Origin of the sequence: Flavobacterium succinicans LMG 10402 (genome assembly GCF_000611675.1) — a bacterium.
In the GTDB taxonomy this organism is placed as follows: domain Bacteria; phylum Bacteroidota; class Bacteroidia; order Flavobacteriales; family Flavobacteriaceae; genus Flavobacterium; species Flavobacterium succinicans.
This window is the reverse complement of record NZ_JATV01000018.1, coordinates 36,382-57,736: the sequence shown is the minus strand read 5'-3', so window position 1 is coordinate 57,736 and position 21,355 is coordinate 36,382. Positions and strand designations below refer to the sequence as shown.

At 37.4% G+C, this 21,355-nt stretch carries 15 protein-coding genes; 11 read left to right on the top strand and 4 right to left on the bottom strand.

The annotated features are described in order from the left end of the window. Window positions 1–86: 86 nt before the first annotated feature. The 4 genes from AO58_RS0115180 to AO58_RS0115165 all read right to left on the bottom strand — a co-directional run bounded on the left by AO58_RS0115180 (window position 87) and on the right by AO58_RS0115165 (window position 4,712). Window positions 87–1,088: a vWA domain-containing protein gene (locus AO58_RS0115180; RefSeq protein WP_024982511.1), complete on the bottom strand. Its 1,002-nt coding sequence runs from the start codon at window positions 1,086–1,088 to the stop codon at window positions 87–89. Next, entirely contained in the window at window positions 1,088–2,716 is a 1,629-nt protein-coding gene (locus AO58_RS0115175; RefSeq protein WP_024982510.1) for a hypothetical protein, read from the bottom strand. The genes AO58_RS0115180 and AO58_RS0115175 overlap by 1 nt, the downstream gene beginning before the upstream one ends. Window positions 2,717–2,766: 50 nt before the next feature. Beyond that, window positions 2,767–3,630 carry a DUF58 domain-containing protein gene (locus AO58_RS0115170; protein WP_024982509.1) on the bottom strand — a complete coding sequence of 288 codons (864 nt, stop codon included), beginning with the start codon at window positions 3,628–3,630 and terminating at the stop codon, window positions 2,767–2,769. A gap of 77 nt (window positions 3,631–3,707) precedes the next feature. Continuing rightward, entirely contained in the window at window positions 3,708–4,712 is a 1,005-nt protein-coding gene (locus tag AO58_RS0115165) for an AAA family ATPase (protein ID WP_024982508.1), read from the bottom strand. A 210-nt stretch (window positions 4,713–4,922) separates the two neighbouring features. Here AO58_RS0115165 and AO58_RS0115160 point away from each other — a divergent pair, with 210 nt between their 5' ends. The 11 genes from AO58_RS0115160 (at window position 4,923) to AO58_RS0115110 (ending at window position 21,311) form a co-directional block, all read left to right on the top strand. Further along, window positions 4,923–5,795, top strand: a complete 873-nt coding sequence (locus tag AO58_RS0115160) for an aldo/keto reductase (RefSeq protein WP_024982507.1) — start codon at window positions 4,923–4,925, stop codon at window positions 5,793–5,795. A gap of 429 nt (window positions 5,796–6,224) precedes the next feature. Next, entirely contained in the window at window positions 6,225–6,977 is a 753-nt protein-coding gene (locus AO58_RS0115155; RefSeq protein WP_024982506.1) for an SDR family NAD(P)-dependent oxidoreductase, read from the top strand. 129 nt (window positions 6,978–7,106) lie between these two features. Next, the gene (locus AO58_RS0115150; RefSeq protein WP_024982505.1) at window positions 7,107–8,255 is read left to right on the top strand and encodes an ATP-binding protein; all 1,149 of its coding nucleotides are present in this window, start codon (window positions 7,107–7,109) and stop codon (window positions 8,253–8,255) included. Between the two features lie 213 nt (window positions 8,256–8,468). Further along, window positions 8,469–9,071, top strand: a complete 603-nt coding sequence (locus AO58_RS0115145; RefSeq protein ID WP_024982504.1) for a sigma-70 family RNA polymerase sigma factor — start codon at window positions 8,469–8,471, stop codon at window positions 9,069–9,071. Window positions 9,072–9,194: 123 nt separating this feature from the next. Continuing rightward, entirely contained in the window at window positions 9,195–10,364 is a 1,170-nt protein-coding gene (locus tag AO58_RS0115140; RefSeq protein ID WP_024982503.1) for a FecR family protein, read from the top strand. A gap of 212 nt (window positions 10,365–10,576) precedes the next feature. Further along, entirely contained in the window at window positions 10,577–14,155 is a 3,579-nt protein-coding gene (locus tag AO58_RS0115135; RefSeq protein ID WP_162150408.1) for a TonB-dependent receptor, read from the top strand. A gap of 16 nt (window positions 14,156–14,171) precedes the next feature. Continuing rightward, a complete protein-coding gene (locus AO58_RS17370; RefSeq protein WP_035717914.1) occupies window positions 14,172–15,623 on the top strand; it encodes a RagB/SusD family nutrient uptake outer membrane protein in 1,452 nt (483 codons plus the stop codon). A 99-nt stretch (window positions 15,624–15,722) separates the two neighbouring features. Then, on the top strand, window positions 15,723–16,643 hold the full coding sequence (locus AO58_RS0115125; RefSeq protein WP_024982501.1) for a dihydrodipicolinate synthase family protein: 921 nt from the start codon (window positions 15,723–15,725) through the stop codon (window positions 16,641–16,643). 65 nt (window positions 16,644–16,708) lie between these two features. Next, window positions 16,709–17,845, top strand: a complete 1,137-nt coding sequence (locus AO58_RS0115120; protein ID WP_211516854.1) for an FBX42 beta-propeller domain-containing protein — start codon at window positions 16,709–16,711, stop codon at window positions 17,843–17,845. 45 nt (window positions 17,846–17,890) lie between these two features. Then, window positions 17,891–19,129, top strand: coding sequence for an MFS transporter (locus AO58_RS0115115; protein WP_024982499.1), 1,239 nt, complete (start codon window positions 17,891–17,893; stop codon window positions 19,127–19,129). A 103-nt stretch (window positions 19,130–19,232) separates the two neighbouring features. Continuing rightward, window positions 19,233–21,311 carry a GDSL-type esterase/lipase family protein gene (locus tag AO58_RS0115110; RefSeq protein WP_051536734.1) on the top strand — a complete coding sequence of 693 codons (2,079 nt, stop codon included), beginning with the start codon at window positions 19,233–19,235 and terminating at the stop codon, window positions 21,309–21,311. Window positions 21,312–21,355 lie beyond the last annotated feature (44 nt).

Here is a 21,355-nt window from a genome sequence, read left to right as displayed (position 1 = left end):
GTATTTAACCACTAAGGGCACTAAGTTTTCACTAAGTTCACAAGTTAAATTGCAAACTGATATTTATTATTTTCTTTGTTTTAACTTTAAATAAAACTTCTGTACACTGTATTTCTCAAACCAACTTCAATTAGTAACAATAGTCCTGCTAGCAACACAAAAAATCTAAACTTTTCGTCGTAATCATAGAATTTTAATTCTTCTATTTCTGTAGTTTCGAGTTTGTTGATTTCGTTATAAATCTGTGCTAGTTTGTCGTTGCTTGTTGCTCTAAAATATTTACCATCGGTTTTTCGGGCAATGTTTTTCATTAATTGCTCGTCGATTTCTACTTTCATCATTTGGAACAAAAAGCCTCCGTTCGGTGCGATTGCATAAGGAAACATAGCCATTCCGTTTGTTCCAATTCCGATAGTGTAGACTTTGATTCCGTATTGTCTGGCAATATCTGAAGCGGTTTCTGGTTCAATAAAACCAGCATTGTTTACACCATCCGTCAAGAGAATAATGACTTTACTTTTAGCTTTGCTGTCTTTCAAACGGTTTACGGCTGTCGCCAATCCCATGCCAATTCCAGTTCCGTCTTGCAAAACGTTGTCGTATTTTATGCTTTTGATGGCTTCTTGAACAATCGCTTTATCACTAGTCACAGGAGTTTTAGTATACGATTCGGCAGCATACACTACCAATCCAATACGGTCATTGGGTCTTTCGTCAACAAAACTGGCTGCCACACGTTTTAGGGCTTCCATTCGGTTAGGCTTTAAATCTTTGGCCAACATACTTCCAGAAACGTCAATCGCCATCACGATATCAATTCCTTTGGTGGTTTTCGTTCTATTGCTCACATCGACTGTTCTTGGTCTTGCCATTGCCACAATCAACAACGCTAATGCCAAAATTCTAAACACGCTTAAGTAAGGTTTCAACTGTACCCAAAATGATTTTTTTCCTTGAAAACCTGCTGTTGAACTCATTTTAAGCGCAGCCACTTGATGATTTCTTTTCCAGAACAACCAAGCAATCACCACTGGCAGTAACAAGAACAACCAAAAAAATTCTGGATTTAAAAACGTTATCTTTTCCATTAGTTTCTTGCTAGTTTTAATTCAACAGAATTCAATATACGTTCTGCTATTTTTGTGGCGTACTCATCTCCTTCTTCGTGCAAAATCATAATTTGCTGCAATCCGCCATTTTGACTAAACAATAAAATCTCATAATACAATTTAGTACTGCTATTGGATTTATCGTCAACTTTGGAGAATGTTCCGTATCCTTTGATTCCTTTAAGTCCCTCGGGAGTTTCAAAATCCTCTTGTTTAACGAGCATATTTTGAGCGCCTTGCAGCTCCATCATTTTGATAGAACCTTCGAGGGCTTTTGATAAATCAAGGGCATTTTCTTGTTTGAAACTATAAGTGGACACCATCAAATAGAAATCTCCTAAAAAGCTTCCATAGCCAAAAGATTGCATATCTTTAATTAATGCCAAACCTTCTTTTGGTAACGCTTTTTTCAAATCAACACGCGTCAAGACTTCTGGAGTTTCAATGATTACACCTGGATTTCCGTATTGACTTTTCACCCATTCTCCTTCAAGTAATTCTTTGGTTTGATGTCCGATAATAGAATGTACCGTGTACATAAATCCTTTGGTTACCACAAAAAACAAGAATACTCCAATTACGATTCCTACACCAACTCCAACATAAGTTCTGATTTTCGCTTTTCGTTCTTTTTCTAATTGTAGCTGAAGTTGTTTTTGTTTTTGAGCTTCGTTCAACACATCTTCTTCCTCGGATTCAACTACTACAGGAATTGCATTATCTAAGGTTAAAATCGCTTTTTGAATTTTATTTCTATCTTCAGTGATTTCAAAATCTAGAGGTTTTGATTTCGCAAATTTCACCAAATCGGCTTGTTTCAATACACGTTCTAAATTCTCAATCGTTTCTTGAGATAACTTCATTTTCTTTTTCTGAGAAGCCGCTTTAAGTCCCGCAACTAATTCCGCTGAGGTACTTTCCATCGCTGGAATGGCTATGGCTTCTTCAATATAATTTCTAGCAATATCCGTCAATTCGCTATAATATGCTTTTACATCACCTTTTTGCCAAAGCTCTTTTTGCTCTAAAGTATTCAATAAACTCGTGGCTTTTTCGATAGGCGTTTTGTAAACGACAACTTCTGGTGCCACTGTTTTTTTACGAATTTTGAAGTGCCAATAGGCTACTGCCCCAACGATAACAAGAGCTATCAAAAGATACAACCACCAATTGCCCCAAGAATCTTGCGCTTTAATGATGCCTTTGATGTCGTACATTTTTTGTTTCAATGTATCAACAGCAACATTAGCGACTTCCACTTTAATAGAATCCGAGAAAAAAGGTTTTTTATCGATTAAAATTTTAACCGAAGGAATGGTATATCTTCCAGAATCAAACTGAGTTAAACCATACTTTTTGATTAACTCAATTTGGTCATTTTTTTTAACCGTATCAATTGGATAGGATTCGATTACTTCTAATGGTCCAATATTTTTTAGGTTAGGAAAAGCAACCTTTGAAGTAGTTTTTACCGTAGTCTTTAGAGTTAGTTTAAACTCCGCGCCAATTTTATTTTTGGTGGTGTCTATAGACGTGAGCACTTGTTTTTGCTGAGCAAAAAGGGAAGTCGATAGCGCTATAAATAATAGGTAAAGTTTAATTTTCATTTGTTTTTAACTTTAACCCTGTCAGAGTTTTAAACTCTGACAGGGTTAGTTTAACGAGATTTAAAATAACTCAATAGTTTAGTCACGTAACTTTCATCGACTCTGGTGTTCACAACTCCTGAGCCTGACTTACGAAAGGTTTCCTTAAAATAATTCACTTTATCTTGATAGTGCTTTTCATAATTCATTCGAACTGTTTTTGAACCTGTATTGATTAATTGAGTTCGTCCTGTTTCGGCATCAAGCATCGTCACCATTCCTAAATTGGGCATTTTTTCTTCGCGAATATCGTACACTCGTATACCAGTAATATCGTGCTTTTTGGAAGCAATCTTCAAGGTTTGCTCGTAATTCTCACACATAAAATCAGAAATCATAAACACAATCGCTTTCTTTTTTTGAGTGCTTGACAGAAATTTCAAGGCTTGACCAATATCCGTTTTATGGCTTTTAGGCTCAAATTCGATTAGTTCACGTATCAGACGCAAGACGTGAGAACGTCCTTTTTTGGGTGGAATGTACAATTCTATTTCGTCAGAAAACAAAATCAAACCTATTTTGTCATTGTTTTGAGTGGCCGAAAAAGCCATAGTAGCGGCAATTTCAATGACAATTTCTTTTTTGAACTGACTTGTAGAGCCAAAATTTTCAGAACCCGAAATATCGACCATTAACATCATCGTCAATTCGCGCTCTTCTTCAAAAACTTTTACGTGGGCTTCGTTATAACGGGCAGTTACATTCCAATCGATAGCGCGAATATCGTCACCATATTGGTATTGACGCACTTCGCTAAACGTCATTCCACGGCCTTTGAAAGAGGTATGATACTCACCAGAAAAGATATGATCGCTCAATCGTCTGGTTTTGATTTCTATTTTTCGTACTTTTTTTAAAAGCTCTTTTGTATCCATTTATTAAGTGATTAGTGATTAGTGAATAGTGAATAGTAACCAAGGCTAATTACTTTTCACTTTTTACTTTTCACTTTTTAGGGCACTTCGATTTCGTTTACGATTTTGTTGATGATATCTACTGAAGTTACGTTTTCAGCTTCGGCTTCGTAAGTCACCCCAATACGGTGACGCAATACATCGTGAACCACAGCGCGAACATCTTCTGGAATTACGTAGCCACGACGTTTGATAAAAGCATAACATTTAGCAGCATTGGCCAAATTGATACTTCCACGAGGGGAAGCTCCAAAACTAATTAACGGTTTTAGATCAGCCAATTTGTATTTCTCAGGGTAACGCGTTGCAAAAATGATATCCAAGATATATTTTTCTATTTTTTCGTCCATGTATACTTCACGAACTGCTTCTTGAGCACGTAAAATTTGTTCGACAGAGACTACTGGATTTACTTTTTCGTAGCTTCCTTTTAAATTTTGACGAATTACATAACGTTCGTCTTCCATTTTAGGATAGTCAATTACTGTTTTAAGCATAAAACGGTCCACTTGAGCTTCTGGCAACTGGTAGGTTCCTTCTTGCTCAATTGGGTTTTGTGTGGCTAATACCAAAAAGGGTTTGTCTAATTTGAAAGTAGTATCACCAATGGTTACTTGCTTTTCCTGCATCGCTTCTAGCAAAGCCGATTGTACTTTTGCAGGCGCACGGTTTATCTCATCGGCAAGGACGAAATTGGCAAAAATGGGTCCTTTTTTGATTGAGAATTCATTTTGCTTGATGTTATAAATCATTGTTCCAACAACATCGGCAGGCAATAAATCTGGGGTAAATTGTATTCTGCTAAAAGAACCTTGAACCGCTTGAGACAAAGTATTAATCGCTAATGTTTTGGCTAAACCAGGTACTCCTTCTAACAGAATGTGTCCTTGACCTAAAAGCCCAATTAGCAATCGCTCTACCATATGTTTTTGTCCCACAATAACTTTGTTCATTTCCATGGTAAGCAAATCGATAAAAGCACTCTCCCTTTCTATTTTCTCATTGATTGCTCTAATGTCTAAAGTCGTTGTATTTTGTTCCATCGTTATAGTTTTATACCTATTGTTATTTGAAGCTAATTTTGATGGTGCAAATTGAATTTTTTTTTAGAGGTTTAGTGTTAAAAATAGGTTAAAAAAACAAGATGAATCACTATTTTAAGTAAGAATTATGACACTATCTATTAATTTTTAAGAACTTTGAAGAATTAACTTTTAAACCTAGGTTAAATTCAAAATAATCAAAATTTAAGCATGACTACATCAACATTATCACCCATTATTGCCGGCGCCATGAATTGGGGCGTTTGGGACAAAAATCTCAAGACAAAAGAAATGGAAAACCTGATCCATATTTGTTTTGAAAATAAGATTTCTACTTTTGACCATGCGGATATCTATGGAAGTTATACTACTGAAACGCAATTTGGAAAAGCGTTATTCAATTCAAAAATTAATAGAGAACAAGTACAGTTGATTTCAAAATGCGGAATTCAGCTGGTATCCGAAAAACGAAATACTATAGTAAAACACTATAATTACTCAAAAGAATACATCCTCAAATCGGTTGATGCTTCTTTGAAAAATCTTAAAACGGATTATCTTGATGTTTTTTTGTTGCATAGACCCAGCCCGTTGATGCAAGCAGATGAAATTGCTGAAGCAGTTGAAAAATTAAAAAGCCAAGGGAAAATTATTGACTTTGGGGTATCGAATTTTACGAGTTCACAAACCGAATTAATTCGACAAAAAACTGCGGTATCTTTTAACCAAATTCAATTTTCGGCTACTGAATTTCAACCGATGGTGGATGGAAGTTTGGATTATATGCAACTGCACCAGATTCGTCCTTTGAGTTGGAATCCGCTAGGAAGTGTGTTTCGTCAGGATAATATGCAAACGTTTCGTTTGAGAAAATTATTGGCATCATTAGTTTCTAAATATGAAATTGGAGCCGATTCGATACTTTTGGCTTGGATTTTAAAACATCCGGCTCAAATCATACCCATTGCTGGAACGGTTAATATAGCTCGTATTCAAAACTTACTCAAAGCCTCTCAATTGGTTTTAGATAACGAAGATTGGTTTGCGATTTGGACCGAAAGTATGGGACACGAAGTAGCGTAGTCAATGTCATTAAGTTAAGGATTAAATGATAAAATGATTGCTGATTTTTGATTAACGATTTTTGATTAACGATATTTGATTGCTGATGTTTAAGATACTGAAAATCATTTGTTTTTTACTCACTTGCTCAAAAATCTAAAATGCTTCGCCAGTTCGCTAACGCTCGGGTCAAGAATCGTTAATCTTCAATCTAAAATCTCTTAACTTAATGACATTGGTAACTTAGTGGTCCTATAAATGATGCCAAAAAGGCAATTTGTTTGCTTTTAACCCCGATAGGAGCGGCATCCTTTTTTTATAAAGCTGACAGGTGTTAAAAACCTGTCAGCTTTATAAAAAAAGATATAGCGGATAGCGGGACTTTGCCTCCTGATAAATCCCATTGTTACTGTTCCTGAAAATTCTTATACTCTTATCAAATTACATTTTATGATAAAAACTGCCTTAATCACAGGTGCTACAAGCGGTATCGGAAAAGCAACCGCAACATTACTAGCTCAAAATAATTTTAAAATCGTGCTTTGCGGCCGAAGAAAAGACCGACTGGAAGCCTTGGAAAAAGAATTGAGCGCTTTTACTGCTGTTAATACCTTGTGTTTTGATGTTCGCGATAAAAAAGCGGTCTTCGAAAGTATAGCCTCTTTGCCCGAAGGGTTTTCAAATATTGATATTTTGGTAAATAACGCTGGAAACGCCCATGGTCTTGACTCCATCCAAAATGGGGATATGGACGATTGGGACGCTATGATAGATATCAATGTCAAAGGATTGCTGTATGTTTCTAAAGCGATTATTCCAAAAATGATTGCCAAAGAATCTGGACATATCATCAACATTGGGTCGATTGCTGGAAAGGAAGTGTACCCGAATGGCAATGTGTATTGCGCTTCGAAATATGCGGTAGATGCTTTGAACCAAAGCATGCGAATGGATTTGAATCCTTACGGAATTCGTGTTGGGGGAATTCATCCCGGAATGGTAGAAACGGAGTTTAGCGAAGTACGTTTTAAAGGTGATAGTGAACGCGCCGCCAACGTTTACAAAGGATTAACGCCTTTGCGACCGGAAGATATTGCGGATATTATTCACTTTGTAGTGACACGACCTTATCACGTCAATATTGCAGACTTGATTGTGTATCCAACGGCTCAGGCTTCGCCAACTATTGTAAAAAGAGCGTAATCCGACTTAATAAAAATGGCTAAGCTAGTTATACTTTTTTTTTAAAAAAGCGTAACTAGCTTTTTGGTTTTCTTTTGTTTCCAATTGAAAAAGCGTACTTTTAAAACTTCTAGTACAAATACTTAGGACATGATTAACAAACGCTTGCTTATCAAAAATTTATTGGCTCATAACGATGAGAGTAGTTTTTATGATAAAAAGCGTCAGTTGAATTTACATTCTCGAGAAGGGAAAGCTAAATTCTTGAAGCATATTTGCGCACTGTCCAATTCCAATCCTACTAACAATTCATATATAGTCGTTGGCGTTGAAGATCAAGATAATGCCATTGTTGGCGATGATTTTTTTGACGACAGTCGGATTCAGAATTTAGTGAATGCTTTTCTGGAAAACCCTCCACAAATTCAATACGAGAATGTGCCCTTTCCACAATTGCCCAAAGACAAAGTTGTGGGACTAGTGACCATAAAACCCAATCCGAAAACTTCCTTTTTCAAAAAAGGCATTCATACCATTTTGACACAAAGTATTTTTATTCGAAGTGGCAGTAATACGCTACCGGTTGCAGGTGAAATAGAACGAAATTATCAAAATACCGAAACGGTGATTGGCATCGAAAACAATTCGCGCAACAGCATTGGATATACTTTAGATGGCGTTTTTGATTTCATGAATTTTCGTCACAAAGACATGGCTCCCAAATACAAAGTCTTCAAGGAATTATTTGTGATGTGTTGGGCTGGCATTGGCAAGCATTACAAAGGAAAAACCTATTTGTCTCGAGTCGACATCGAGCTAATTAACGAACAAATCAAACTCTTTTATTCCGCTCAAGATGTGGTCGAAATCACTTTTGACGAGGATAGTTTTACCATCATTGAATATGTACCGCTGGGACTGAATGACAAGACCAGTTTTTATCCTTTGGAACAACAAACCATCCATTTTCATGACAATGGTTATTACAAAATAGATCGGAAATTTCTGTTTGAACCTCCAGAATTCAACACTAAAATGTTGTATCATATTTACAATGCCAATAACACTTTGTTACACAAACTCCAAAAAGGACAAACGCTACACGATAGAGAACAAAAAGATCTTGAAAACCTGCCTTCAACCCTCATGATTTGCTACCTCAACGGATTTGAAGAGGCCAAGCAAAAATTGATTGATGCCAAACCTTTGCTCAAACCCTTCCCGCAAGTGTATCTCTCTTTTAAAGAAGCACTACGAATTTTGAGAAAAATGAAGTATGACAAAGCTGTTGCTGAATAAGTTTTTTTCTACTTAAAAACACCTTATTTGTTTTACACAAAAAACAGTAAATCAAAAAATAAACTGTTTTATATTCAATCTTTTATTTAATTTACACCATAAAACAAAAAAATAGACTTCTTTTGTTTGAGCATACTTTTTTTATTAAAAAGAAATAAAAGCAGAGTATAATTCTCTATGTTTGCAGTTCCTTAACACTATTTTAACCATTTTATGAATTCATCCATAGCGTCTACTACTGAAGCTTTGATTCTTTCACAAATTGCCAATGGCAACGAATGGGCCTATACACAAATGGTGGGAAAATATTGGAAAAAAGTAGTTTTACATGCTTTAAGTTTTGTCAAAGCTTATCCTGTTGCTGAGGAATTGGCACAAGATGTATTTATTCAGATTTGGGAAAAAAGAGAAAAACTAGAACAGATTCAAAGTTTTGATAATTATCTTTTCATTGTAAGTCGGAATCTGATCATTTCTCATATTCGAAAAAAACTGATAGAAACGGCTTCTTTAAAAGAGGAAAAACTACAAGAATTATTCCTTAAACCCGATGAACAATACGAACTTGAAGAACTCAACACTATCATTCTTGAAGGAGCAAATTTATTGACGGATCCTCGCAAAACCATCTTCATTTTGAGTCGATTGGAAGGCAAAGACACCGACTATATTAGCAAAGAATTGGGTCTTGCCAAGAGAACTATTAGATGGCATTTGCTCGAAGCACTCAATTTTTTGAGAACACACATGAACAGTCAATATGGATGGTGTTTTTGGATTATTTTTACACTTTCACTATTTTTTTTCACAAAATAATTCGTTTATAAACAAGCTTTTACGAATTATTTTTATTTTTTTTCACTTTTCCATTGCCACTTTCGCTACCACAACTCGTCTTTAATTATAGAAGGGGTATATGCGGGCTAAAATCATAAATCTATGTATCAAAAAAAAGAATTTAAAACGTTAATGCAACAGTATGTTTCAGGAGAAATTACTGCTGAAGGTAAAGCGCGTTTACTTCAAATGATAGACGATCCGCAATACGCCAAAGATCTTGATGGTATCCTTCGAAACAATTATGATCAAATTCAAGAAGGAACAGCTGATGCCGATGCTACCACAGTGTTTATTGAAGCGTTAAAAGAAAAAATGCATCCAAAATCGGAACAAGACGAGGAAGAAACCATATCCCTTAATGTACATTGGAAAAAAATCTTAGCCGCTGCCAGCATACTCTTGCTTTTAGGAATAGGCTATTACAACTACAACCAAAAAACAACCCTTCCCACTGTAGTTGCGGTTGAGAAAAACAAAATCACCCCTGGTACTTCAGGCGCAATACTCACCTTGGCGGATGGTTCACAAATTGTACTCGATAGTGTGGCCAACGGCGTTTTGGCGAATCAAAACAGTACCGTAGTATCCAAAAAAGATGGAACATTAGTTTACTCTGGTGGAAACACCAACACCGCTGCCCAAAACAGTATGGTGACTCCAAGAGGAAGACAATATCAATTGGTGCTTTCAGACGGGACCAAGGTTTGGCTTAACGCTTCATCTTCCATCACATTCCCGACCACTTTTGTTCAAAACGAAAGAAGAGTTAGCATCACAGGAGAGGCGTATTTTGAAGTGGCAAAAGATAAAAATCATCCTTTTATCGTTACCGCAAATGCAAACGAAGTAAAAGTACTAGGAACGCATTTTAACATCAACAGCTATCCTGAGGAGAAAAGTACCAAAACCACACTTTTGGAGGGAAGTGTAGAAGTGCGAAACCGCAACGAGAAATCGCTTTTGCATCCCGGTCAACAAGCCGTGCAAACAATTTCTGGTGCACTAAGTGTAAAAAATATTGAAAACTTTGACGAAGTAATGGCGTGGAGAAAAGGTCTATTTTATTTCAGCAATACTAGCCTTGAAAATGTGATGCAACAACTCAGCCGATGGTATGATGTAGCCATTGTTTTTGAAAAAGGAGTGGTACCGCGCAATTTTGATGGCGAAATCAGTCGCGAATTAAATTTAGATGAAGTATTAAAAATTTTAGAAACCAATAACATTCATTTTAAAATAGAAGGAAAGACAATAAGGGTATTGCCCTAAAAAACATTCATTTGTGATCCAAAAAAAACCAGCACATGTTGGAAGCATTGCTGGCTTATTTTTCTTCTGGAAAAGAAAATTAAAATTGGAAAAACAAATCAATAACCAAGCAAGGAAATTTTATTATTAACCAAATTCATTACAAAAGTATGAAATTATTACCAAAATGCAAGTCAAGAAATTCTTGGCTTACACCTAAATTCTGGAAAGTTATGAAGTTATCAACTGTTTTGATAATTGCTTTTACCCTTCATGTTTCAGCAGCTGTTTCTTCTCAAACCATTACCTTCTCAGGTAAAAAGGTACCTGCTAAAAAAGTATTGAACGTTATTAAAGAACAAACCAATTATGTTTTCTTTTATGATGTTGCCATTTTAAACAAAATCGACCCCGTTTCTTTGGAAGTAAAAAACGCAACCATTGAAAATGTTTTGCAGAAAATTTTTATGAATGCTCCCGTAAAATGGATTATTCAAGGCAATGTTATTTCATTAGTCCCTAAAAATGAAATGAAAGCTATGCCCAAAACTCTTGAAGTTGAAAAAAAGATCAAAGGAAAGGTAGTAAACGAAAAAGGGGAGCCACTACCTGGCGTAAATATTCTAGTGAAAGGGACAAAAATCTCGATACAAACTGATTTTGACGGCTCTTTTGTGCTTTCAGTTCCTGATAATGCTACCGAATTGTTAGCCACTTACATTGGACTTCAAGATCAAGTAGTAAAAATTGATGGTGACAAAGACCTTTTAATCGTATTAAAAGAAATTGGCCAACAAATGAACGAGGTAATCGTAGTAGGATATGGTTCTCAAAACCGTAGAGCCGTAACTACTTCCGTATCGAAATTAGACAAAAAAGTATTGGAAAACGTTCCGTATTCCAACGTGACTCAGGCCTTGCAAGGAAACGTAAGTGGGGTTATTGTTCGTACTGCATCTGGACAACCTGGTAAAGCTTCTAACATTTTGGTTCGTGGCGGAACTTCGATCGACAATCCTGCGGGAGCCACTCCGTTATATATTGTTGATGGTGTCATTCGTTTGCAAATTGACGACATTAACCCTGCCGATATTGCTTCTTTACAAGTATTAAAAGATGCGGCTTCTACTTCTATTTATGGAGCAAGAGGATCTAATGGGGTTATCATCATAACTACAGCTAATGGAAAACCTGGAAAAACAAAAATTTCATATGGGTATTCCACTCAATTTAGCCAAGTGGCTAAAAAATATGATTTTCTTGGAGGCGAGGATTTTATCAGATTGTCAAGGTTAGGTGTAAAAAATGCAGCAGATATCTTCGGAGGGACACGTCCCAATGCAAGAGATAATCAATTGGCTGGCGCTACTCCTTATGGAACAGGCAATAACTTAACATCAGGAACTCCGTTTGCTAGTTTACTCAAATCGAGTTTAACTCCAGATGCCATTGCTACATTGCAAGCCAAAGGATGGCAAGAAATGGTAGATCCTTTGAACAGTGCCAATATCATTATGTATAAAAGCACAAATTGGAACGATGTTTTGTTTCAAAATGCCATTACACAAAACCACAATTTGAATTTTAGTGGTGGAAACGACCAAGCCTTATTCGATTTAAGTTTAGGCTATTTAAAAGGAGATGGTGTTACGATTTTTACAGGCTATGAGCGTTTTACTTCCAAAATGAACGCTTCATTTAAACTGGCAGACAACTTTACAGTGAATGGAAAAATGCTCTATGCTAGATCCAATAATAATCAAGTAGTGAGCAATAGTGTGGTGTTTAACCGTTACTTAGGCAATGCACCTACCACTAAATTTTTATTAGAAGACGGATCTTTAGCTCCTGGTCAAAACAACATCAACGGAAATCCTTTGTACCAAATGGGCAAAGTAAAAGGAATCAACGAAAACGAAAAATTACAACTTGCCGTAGATGCTGATTTGGGCATTACTAAAGATTTGAATTTTGTTCCTTCGATGTCCTTGTACAGCGAAAACAATGCGGGCAACGTGTTCCAACAAGCATTCTTGAGTGGTACCGGAGTTTTAGACAATACAAGAAATGCTTCTCAATTTAACAACCGTTATTTTCAAACCCAATTTGAAGGTGTTTTTACCTATAAAAAAGAGCTAGAAGCCATTGGTAATTTTGAGGCCAAACTAGGAGGTTCTAATTATAACCGAGTGATCAAAGCATTCAATGCGGCTGGAAAAGGCGGTGCATCAGATGTAACCGAAACCTTAGATTCTTCTCCTATTCCAGTATCCGTTTTTGCAAACAATAGCAAACTTGTCATTAATGGCGTTTTTGGACGATTGAATTACGATTACAAAGGCAAATATTTGTTTACCGGTTCCTTCCGTTATGATGGTGCTTCAAGTTTAGGCCCAGACAATAAATTTGGATTTTTCCCAGGAGTTTCAGTAGGATGGAATGCACACGAAGAAGGATTTTGGCAACATGTACCTAAAGTGGTTTCTTCCTTAAAAATGAGAGCCAGTTATGGAGTAAATGGTAATCTTGGAACCCTTGGTGATTTTCAAGCTGGTGGATTGTATTCAGGTTCTACCAACGGTTTAGCGAATAATTACAACGGACAATCTGCCATTGTGAACTCACAAATTGCTAATCCAGGCTTGAAATGGGAACAATCAAAAACCAACAATATCGGTTTTGATTTGGGTATTCACCAAGACAAAATCCGTGTGATTGGAGATTTCTACAATAAACTCACTACCGATTTGTTGACCAATTTGACCTTGCCTTCTAACAGTGGATTCTCTACCGTTTTGACCAATTTAGGTGCTTTAAGAAGTAAAGGATTCGAAATGGAAATAAACGCGGCGATTTATAACAACGAAGATCTTAAAATCAATGCTGGTTTCATTATCTCTCACAACGTAAATACCGTTGAAAAACTTCCATTTAATGGCAACTTGAATAACCGAATTGGTGGAACTGAAGTTTGGGATGCAGCAACAGGTAAATATAAATTTGTTGGAGGATTACAAGAAGGTCAAAAGATTGGCGATTTTTATGCCCATAAACAAATCAAAATTTTGTCTACACAAGCCGAAGCTGATGCGTATAATGCCATCTACAAAGACACTTACGTTGGAAAAACCTCAGCAACCGGAGGAAATCCTAATGGTATAAAATTACCTGGAGATGCCATCTTCGAAGATGCTGATGGTAATAAGACCATTGATAGCAAAGACCGTAAATTTATGGGGAATATGTTTCCGAAATATGTGGGAGGTTTCAATTTTGATGTCAGTTACAAAGGATTTTCATTAGCCGTAAGAACAGATTACTCATTGGGAGCCACGATCTATAACGAATCAAGAGCCCGTTTTGTAGGTCAGTTTCAAGGAAACTACGGTTTAATCGCCGAAAGTTTACAGTCTTGGCAAAAAGAAGGCGACATCACGGATGTTCCTCGTTACCGTTGGGCGGATCAAACCAATCAAAATAACCTCTTCCGTTCTGAAGCTAGTGGAGCCGCTTACAACACCAACATGTTTCAAGGTAACAGCCGTTATTATGAAAGTGGCGACTTCTTGTGTTTAAGAGAAATTACGCTTGGCTACACGGTTCCAAAATCGTTTGTTGAAAAAATCAAACTTTCTTCAGCTAGAGTCTATGTTACAGGAAGCAACTTGTACTATTTTACCAACTATAGCGGATTAAGCCCAGAAGTTCAAGGCATTGATGGTGGATCAAGTCAAGGACTCAATTCGGCAGGTGCAACAGGTACGTATCCTGTTCCAAGAAATATCATTTTTGGAATCAACATTAGTCTGTAATTTAAAAATCAATACCATGAAAAATAAACATATCCTATATATATTTTTAGTTGCAGGACTCACTCTTTTAGGGTCTTGTGCCGATGATTTAGACCTACAATCCGAAAGCAGTATCACCTCGGATGCCTTCTGGAAAACCGAAGACGATGCCAAAGCTGCTGTGAATGGTTTATACTACAGTTTTAGAACCCAAACCCAACAAAACTATTATTTGTTGGGAGGCGCTAGAAGTGCTGAGATTAAAGGTGGTGTGCAATCGCCTTTAAATCTTGCCAATTATTACAACAACAACCTCAACGCTCAGAATATTGATGTGGATTGGAGCGGATTGTACACTGTGGTGCAACAAGCCAATTTGATTCTGAAATATGTACCAACGATCACGTTTAGTCCCGCAACTGCAAAAGAACAAAAACGTTATTTGGCTCAGGCTTACACTATGAGAGCTATGGCTTATTTCATCATGGCACGTTCTTGGGGCGGAGTACCTATTGTAACCACTCCAACAGAAAACACCAATCAAAATGAGTACATCATTCCTAGAAACACGATTCAAGAAACCTTTGCTTTTATCAAATCGGATTTAGAATTGGCGTTGAGCAATTTTCCTGATGACACCAACAACAAAGTACAATTATCAAAATCAGCCGCGAATGCTTTAAAAGCCGATGTTTTTCTATGGACTGCAAAACAATTAGGAGGTGGAACCGCTGATTTGAATGTGGCGCTTACCGCAATAAATGCTATCACTCCCCTATCTTTATTGCCTAATTTTAAAGATGTATTTAGTTACGCTAATAAAGGAAATGCTGAAGTATTATTTGCCATTCGTTATTCTTTGACCGATGTAACTTCTAATTTACAAGACAACTGGAACTCATTTATGTATGTTGGGCCAGCCGATTTTTCTGGAGCTACTGCTTCAGCCGCTACAGCGTTATTCGGAACTTTAGGCTCAGGAGCTGGTAATGCGGGAATTTCAAGAGTTCAGCCAGATGCTTCTCGTTTTAATTTCTCTGCTACAGATACTCGTAAAGACGCTACTTTCTTGACTTTGAGAAACACGGCCAATACCGCCGATGTGGTGACAGGTTTAATGAAATACAACGGTACGGTAGACGGATCTTTAAGAAGATTTACTAGTGATATCATCATCTACAGATGGGCAGATATTCTCTTGATGAAGGCCGAAATCAAAAACGCTTTGGGTCAAGATCCAACAACCGAGATGAATTTAGTGATGCAAAGAGCAGATGCAACAGCTTCGTTCACTAATGGTACTCAAGCCGCCAACGACGATGCCATATTAAATGAGCGTTTGAAAGAATTAGCCTTTGAAGGCAAAGCATGGTGGGATTTAGTACGTTTTAACAAAACATCTTTAGTGCCATCAATGGTAGGGAAAACCATTTTATTCCCAATTTCTCAGAATACCATCAACTACAATCCAAAAATTAAACAAAATTAAGGGCCGCTAAAACCTTTTTTTTACTGAAAAATGACTGAGTCGACTATGAATATAGTTCGGCTTGGTCTTTTACATTCCAACCTTAAGATTATAAAAACAATGAAAACAACACATTTACAAGGACTTATAGCTGCACCATTCACTCCTTTTGACTCGAATGGGCAATTGGATTGTAGTCGCATACCCGAATATTATTCCTTTTTAAAACGCAATAAAGTAACCGGTGCTTTTATCAACGGATCTACAGGAGAAGGGGTTTCGTTAACCCTTGAAGAAAAAAAAGCTATGGCACAAGCTTGGGCCGATTGTTCTAATCACGATGAAGATTTCAAAGTCATGGTTTTCCTTGGAGGAACTTGTATAAACGATTGTATTGATTTGGCCAAGCACGCTTATGAAATAGGACTTTATGCCGTTTCGTTGACAGCTCCCTTTTATTTCAAACCAGCCAATGTAGAGATGCTAGCACAAGCTTGTATTATGGTAGGAGAAAGTGTGCCAAATATGCCCTTGTATTACTATCATATTCCAGTACTAACAGGCGTTAACTTCCCGATGTTTGATTTGATACAAGCTTTAGATGGTCAACTCGACAATTTTGCAGGAATAAAATACACTCATGAGGATTTCATGGACTTTCAAAGCTGTATGAGTTATAAAGATGGCAAGTATGATATGCTTTGGGGACGTGACGAAAATATGTTATCCGCTTTGGTATTAGGTGCCAAAGGAGCGGTAGGAAGTACTTTTAATTATGCCGCTCCTTTATACTATGATTTAATAGCGTCCTTCGAAAGCAACAACTTACCAAAAGCTCGGCAGTTGCAGCAAAAGTCCATCAATATGATTCGATTACTAGGAAAATATGGTGGAATTTCAGTTGGAAAAGCATATATGAAAGTGGCTGGTTTGGATTTGGGTGATTTCAGATTACCCGTAAAAAACATGAACGCCTCCCAATTTGAAGCCTTTCAAAAAGACGTTCAAAGCTTAGATTTCAAAAGTTTTAAATCGAATTAATGCATCGATTTACAATGAAAACGATAAGAAAACAACTGTTTTCTTTCACTCTAATCATCACTCTTATGCCAAATAGCAGCTCTCTTTTTGCTCAAACAAAAGAACACACTGAAATAGAATGGGAACTAGCCGCCGTCATGCAAACTCACGATGGAAAACCCACACTAGGCTTTGCAGGCGCCATAAATGGTGTACACCAAAATGCATTGATCGTGGCAGGTGGGGCAAATTTTCCGGATAAAATGCCTTGGGAAGGAGGACAAAAAAAATACCATAACACGATACATCTTCTAGAAAAAAAAGGCGACAATTATGTTTGGAATACCGAAGTTGATTCGTATTTACCAGAACCTATAGCCTATTGTGGTGTAACTTCTACAGATTTGGGTGTGGTTTATGCAGGCGGAGAAAATAAAAAGGGTCTGTCTCAAAAAGCCTATCTTTTAAAATGGACCAAAGCAAAAAATGAAATAAGCCTCCATCACCTTCCTGATCTCCCCAAGCCATTAACAAATATCGCGTTAAGCAATTACGAAAAAGTGGTCTATGCCGTAGGTGGGGATGAAACACAACACTCCTCGAAAGATTTTTATAGTTTAAATCTGAATCTAGAACAATTGGAATGGAAAAAACTAGCTGATCTTCCTTTGGCATTAGCCCATGCTACAGCGGTAGTTCAAGAGACAAAAGAAGGACCATGTCTTTTTGTTTTTGGCGGAAGAACCAAAACAGTTTCAGGAATTAGCGACTTACATAGTACTACTTTTTCATACAATTTCAAACAACAACAATGGAAAGAAATCGCTACTATTTCAGATGAAAAATCCTTAATGAACTTATCAGCAGGTACAGCCCTTCGCATAGGGAAAAGTAAAATTTTACTTTTGGGAGGAGACAACGGAGTCGTTTTTCATAAAATAGAAACGTATTTATCACAAATCGCACAAACGAATTCACCAAAAGAAAAAGAGATCCTAATAGGCAAAAAAAACGAACTCGTTACCCACCATCAAGGTTTTTATAGAGGAATTCTAGCCTACGACACAGTAACAGATTCTTGGGAAAAAATAGGCGAATTGCCCTTCCTGACTCCGGTGACCACTACTGCATGTTTGTGGGATGATGCCCTAGTGCTCTCTAATGGCGAAATAAAACCCGGCATTCGAACTCCAAATATTATGATAGGAAAAATAAAGAAATAACGCTGACTATTAACTACTACTCCATTTATAAAGTACAAAAAAATCATGAAAAACTCAAAATATTATCCTTGGATAGTGGTCGCCCTACTTTGGTTTGTGGCCTTGCTCAATTACATGGACAGGCAGATGCTAGCCACCATGCGTCCATCCATGGAACAGGACATCCCTGAGCTGGTTTCAGGAGAAAATTTCGGAAGGTTGATGGCCATTTTTCTTTGGATTTACGCATTGATGAGTCCGGTTTCTGGCCTTATTGCCGATAAAATGAACCGAAAATGGTTAATCGTAGGCAGTTTGTTTGTTTGGTCTGTGGTTACTTATGCTATGGGCTACGCTACAAGTTACGGACAAGTGTACTGGCTCAGGGCCTTAATGGGCGTAAGCGAAGCCTTGTACATTCCGGCTGGGTTATCCCTCATTGCCGATTATCATCAACAAAAATCCAGATCCTTAGCCATCGGAATTCATATGACAGGGCTTTATGTAGGCTCCGCTTTGGGTGGTTTTGGTGCAACAATTGCTGGAGCGTATTCTTGGCACAGTACTTTTCATTATTTTGGATTAATCGGAATCATTTATGCTTTCGTTTTGGTCTTTTTTCTTGCTGAAAAGAAAACGGCTACGAATACTAAAATAACCAACGACTCTCCAACAGAAAAAATAGCGGTTTTAAAAGGTGTAGCGCTATTGTTTACGAATCTTTCCTTTTGGATTATTCTCTTCTTTTTTGCTACGATTAGTCTTCCTGGTTGGGCTACCAAAAACTGGTTACCTACTTTATTTTCAGGAAATTTAGGCATTCCGATGGAGCAAGCGGGACCTCTGGCGACCATTACCATCTCGATTTCCTCATTACTCGGCGTTCTTTTTGGTGGTGTTCTTTCGGATAGATGGGTGCTCAAAAATGTAAAAGGAAGAATTTATACCAGTGCCATTGGATTGAGTTTGACCATTCCTGCCTTATTACTCATAGGTTTTGGGCATTCCATCGTGCATATTGTAAGCGCTGGACTGTGTTTTGGCGTGGGTTATGGTATGTTTGATGCTAACAATATGCCTATTCTTTGTCAGTTTGTATCTTCAAAATATCGAGCGACTGCTTACGGAATTTTGAATATGACTGGCGTAGGCTGTGGTGCTATGGTAACTTCTGTTTTAGGAAAGTATGCCGACAATGGAACGCTGGGTTTTGGTTTTGCAATGATGGCAGGCATCGTCGTTTTGGCTTTGCTAGTTCAACTTTGCTTTTTAAAACCACAAGTCAATGATTATTGTGAAGCATAAATAAATCGCATTTGTTAAGAGTGGTTAAGTTGAATTTTGGTTTTCTGAATCTACTGAGGCGAGATTCACCTTTCGTCTCGGTAGATTATTTTAAAAAAACACTATGTCTTTTATCAAAAAATCTTATTATCTGTTTTTCCTGTTACTGTTTTGGTTAATTGATGTGAGTTACGCACAAACCAAAGTAGCTTGCATAGGCGATTCTGTTACGGCAGGTTATCTTTTGGGCAATCCAACATCCGAGGCTTATCCTGCTGTTTTACAATCTTTATTAGGGAAAAATTATGTGGTAAAAAACTTTGGTCACAGTGGCGCGACGCTTTTACAAAAAGGACATCGACCGTATGCTAAAACCAACGAATACAAAGCCGCACTAGCCTTTAGTCCTGATATTGCTATTATTCATTTGGGGCTCAACGATACCGATTCTAGAAACTGGCCCAATTATAAACAAGATTTCCAAGCGAATTATCACGAGATGATTGCCGCTTTAAAACAACAAAATCCAAAAGTAAACCTATTCATCTGCAGGATGAGTCCCATTTTTAACGAACATCCCCGTTTCAAATCGGGTACGCGAGACTGGTTTTGGGAAATCCAATCACAAATCGAAGTTGTAGCCAAAGCAAATGAGGTGACCCTAATTGATTTACATGAAAAATTATACGAGCGTCCTGACCTTTTCCCAGATGCGTTACATCCTTCCAAAGAAGGCGCGAACATTTTAGCTACTACAGTATATTCGGCAATTAGTGGCGACTTTGGTGGTTTGGCTTTAGCCCCTGTTTTTACCGACAATATGGTGTTGCAACGCCAACAACCTCTTGCCATTTATGGAAAAGCCAATGCTGGTGAGTCCGTTGAAGTGGTTTTTCATACTCAAAAGCAAACGGTTATCACCAATGCCAAAGGAAAATGGAAAGTTCAATTTCAGGCTATGTCGCACGGAGGGCCGTATGAATTAGCAGTAAAAACTAAAACAAAAAGTATCGTTTTAAAAAACATTCTTTTGGGCGATGTTTGGTTGTGTTCCGGACAATCCAATATGGCTTTTCCACTAGAAAAATCAGAAAACGGAAAGGCAGAAGTTCAAAAAGCCAAAGCGAATACTCAACTGCGAATATTTCATTACCAACCCATTCAAGAAACCGATGAAACCGCTTGGGACTCCCTAACCTTGGCCAAGACCAATCAACTGAATTATTTTTCTGGAAATTGGAAAGTATGCGACTCGACTTCTGCGAAAGACTTTTCGGCTATTGCCTATTATTTTGGGAAAAAAATCATTCAGGAAGAAGCTATTCCTATCGGATTGATACAAGTGGCCGTGGGTGGCTCGCCTATTGAATCTTGGATAGCTCGTTACACCCTAGAACACGACGACAAAGCCGTGGAGGTTTTATACAACTGGCGCAAATCAGATTTTTTGATGCCTTGGGTAAGAGAAAGAGCCGATATAAATTTGAAAAACACTACTAATCCCAAACAGCGTCATCCCTACGAACCCTGCTACAACTTTGAGGCAGGAATAAAGGACTTTACGGCCTTTTCTATCAAAGGGGTGCTTTGGTACCAAGGCGAAAGCAATGCACACAATACCAATTGGTACGAACATTTACTTCCCGTTATGGTAGCGAGTTGGCGAGAAGCTTGGAAGCGAAATTTCCCCTTTTATTATGTACAACTTTCTAGCCTCAATCGTCCTTCTTGGCCAGAATTCAGAGCGATGCAAAGTAGGTTAGAAAACAAAATTCCTAATTCTGGCATGGCAATAAGTATGGATTATGGTGATGAAAAAAATGTCCATCCGACACAAAAAAAAGAAATTGGCGACCGACTGGCTAGATTGGCCTTGAAGCAAACGTATCATAAAAATATGGTTGCTTCGGGTCCAAAACCCATAAAAGCTTGGCTAAAAAACGATGCGTTATGGATTTCTTTTTCTTCGGTTAAAAAATTGATAACCTCAGATCAACAACCCCTAAAAGGGTTTGAAATCGTATCTAAAACTGGAGAACACCTAGAAGTCGAAGCCAAAATTATTGGTAATCAAGTGGTGATATTCCCGCCGAAAGGAACAACTGTTCAATCCATTTTATATGCTTGGAAACCTTTTACAAATGCCAATTTAATCAATGAAGAAGGATTGCCTTGTTCCACTTTTTCGCTGGATGTTCTTTAGGTACATCCAAATTTTATAAGCGAATTCAATCAAAAAAATAAATG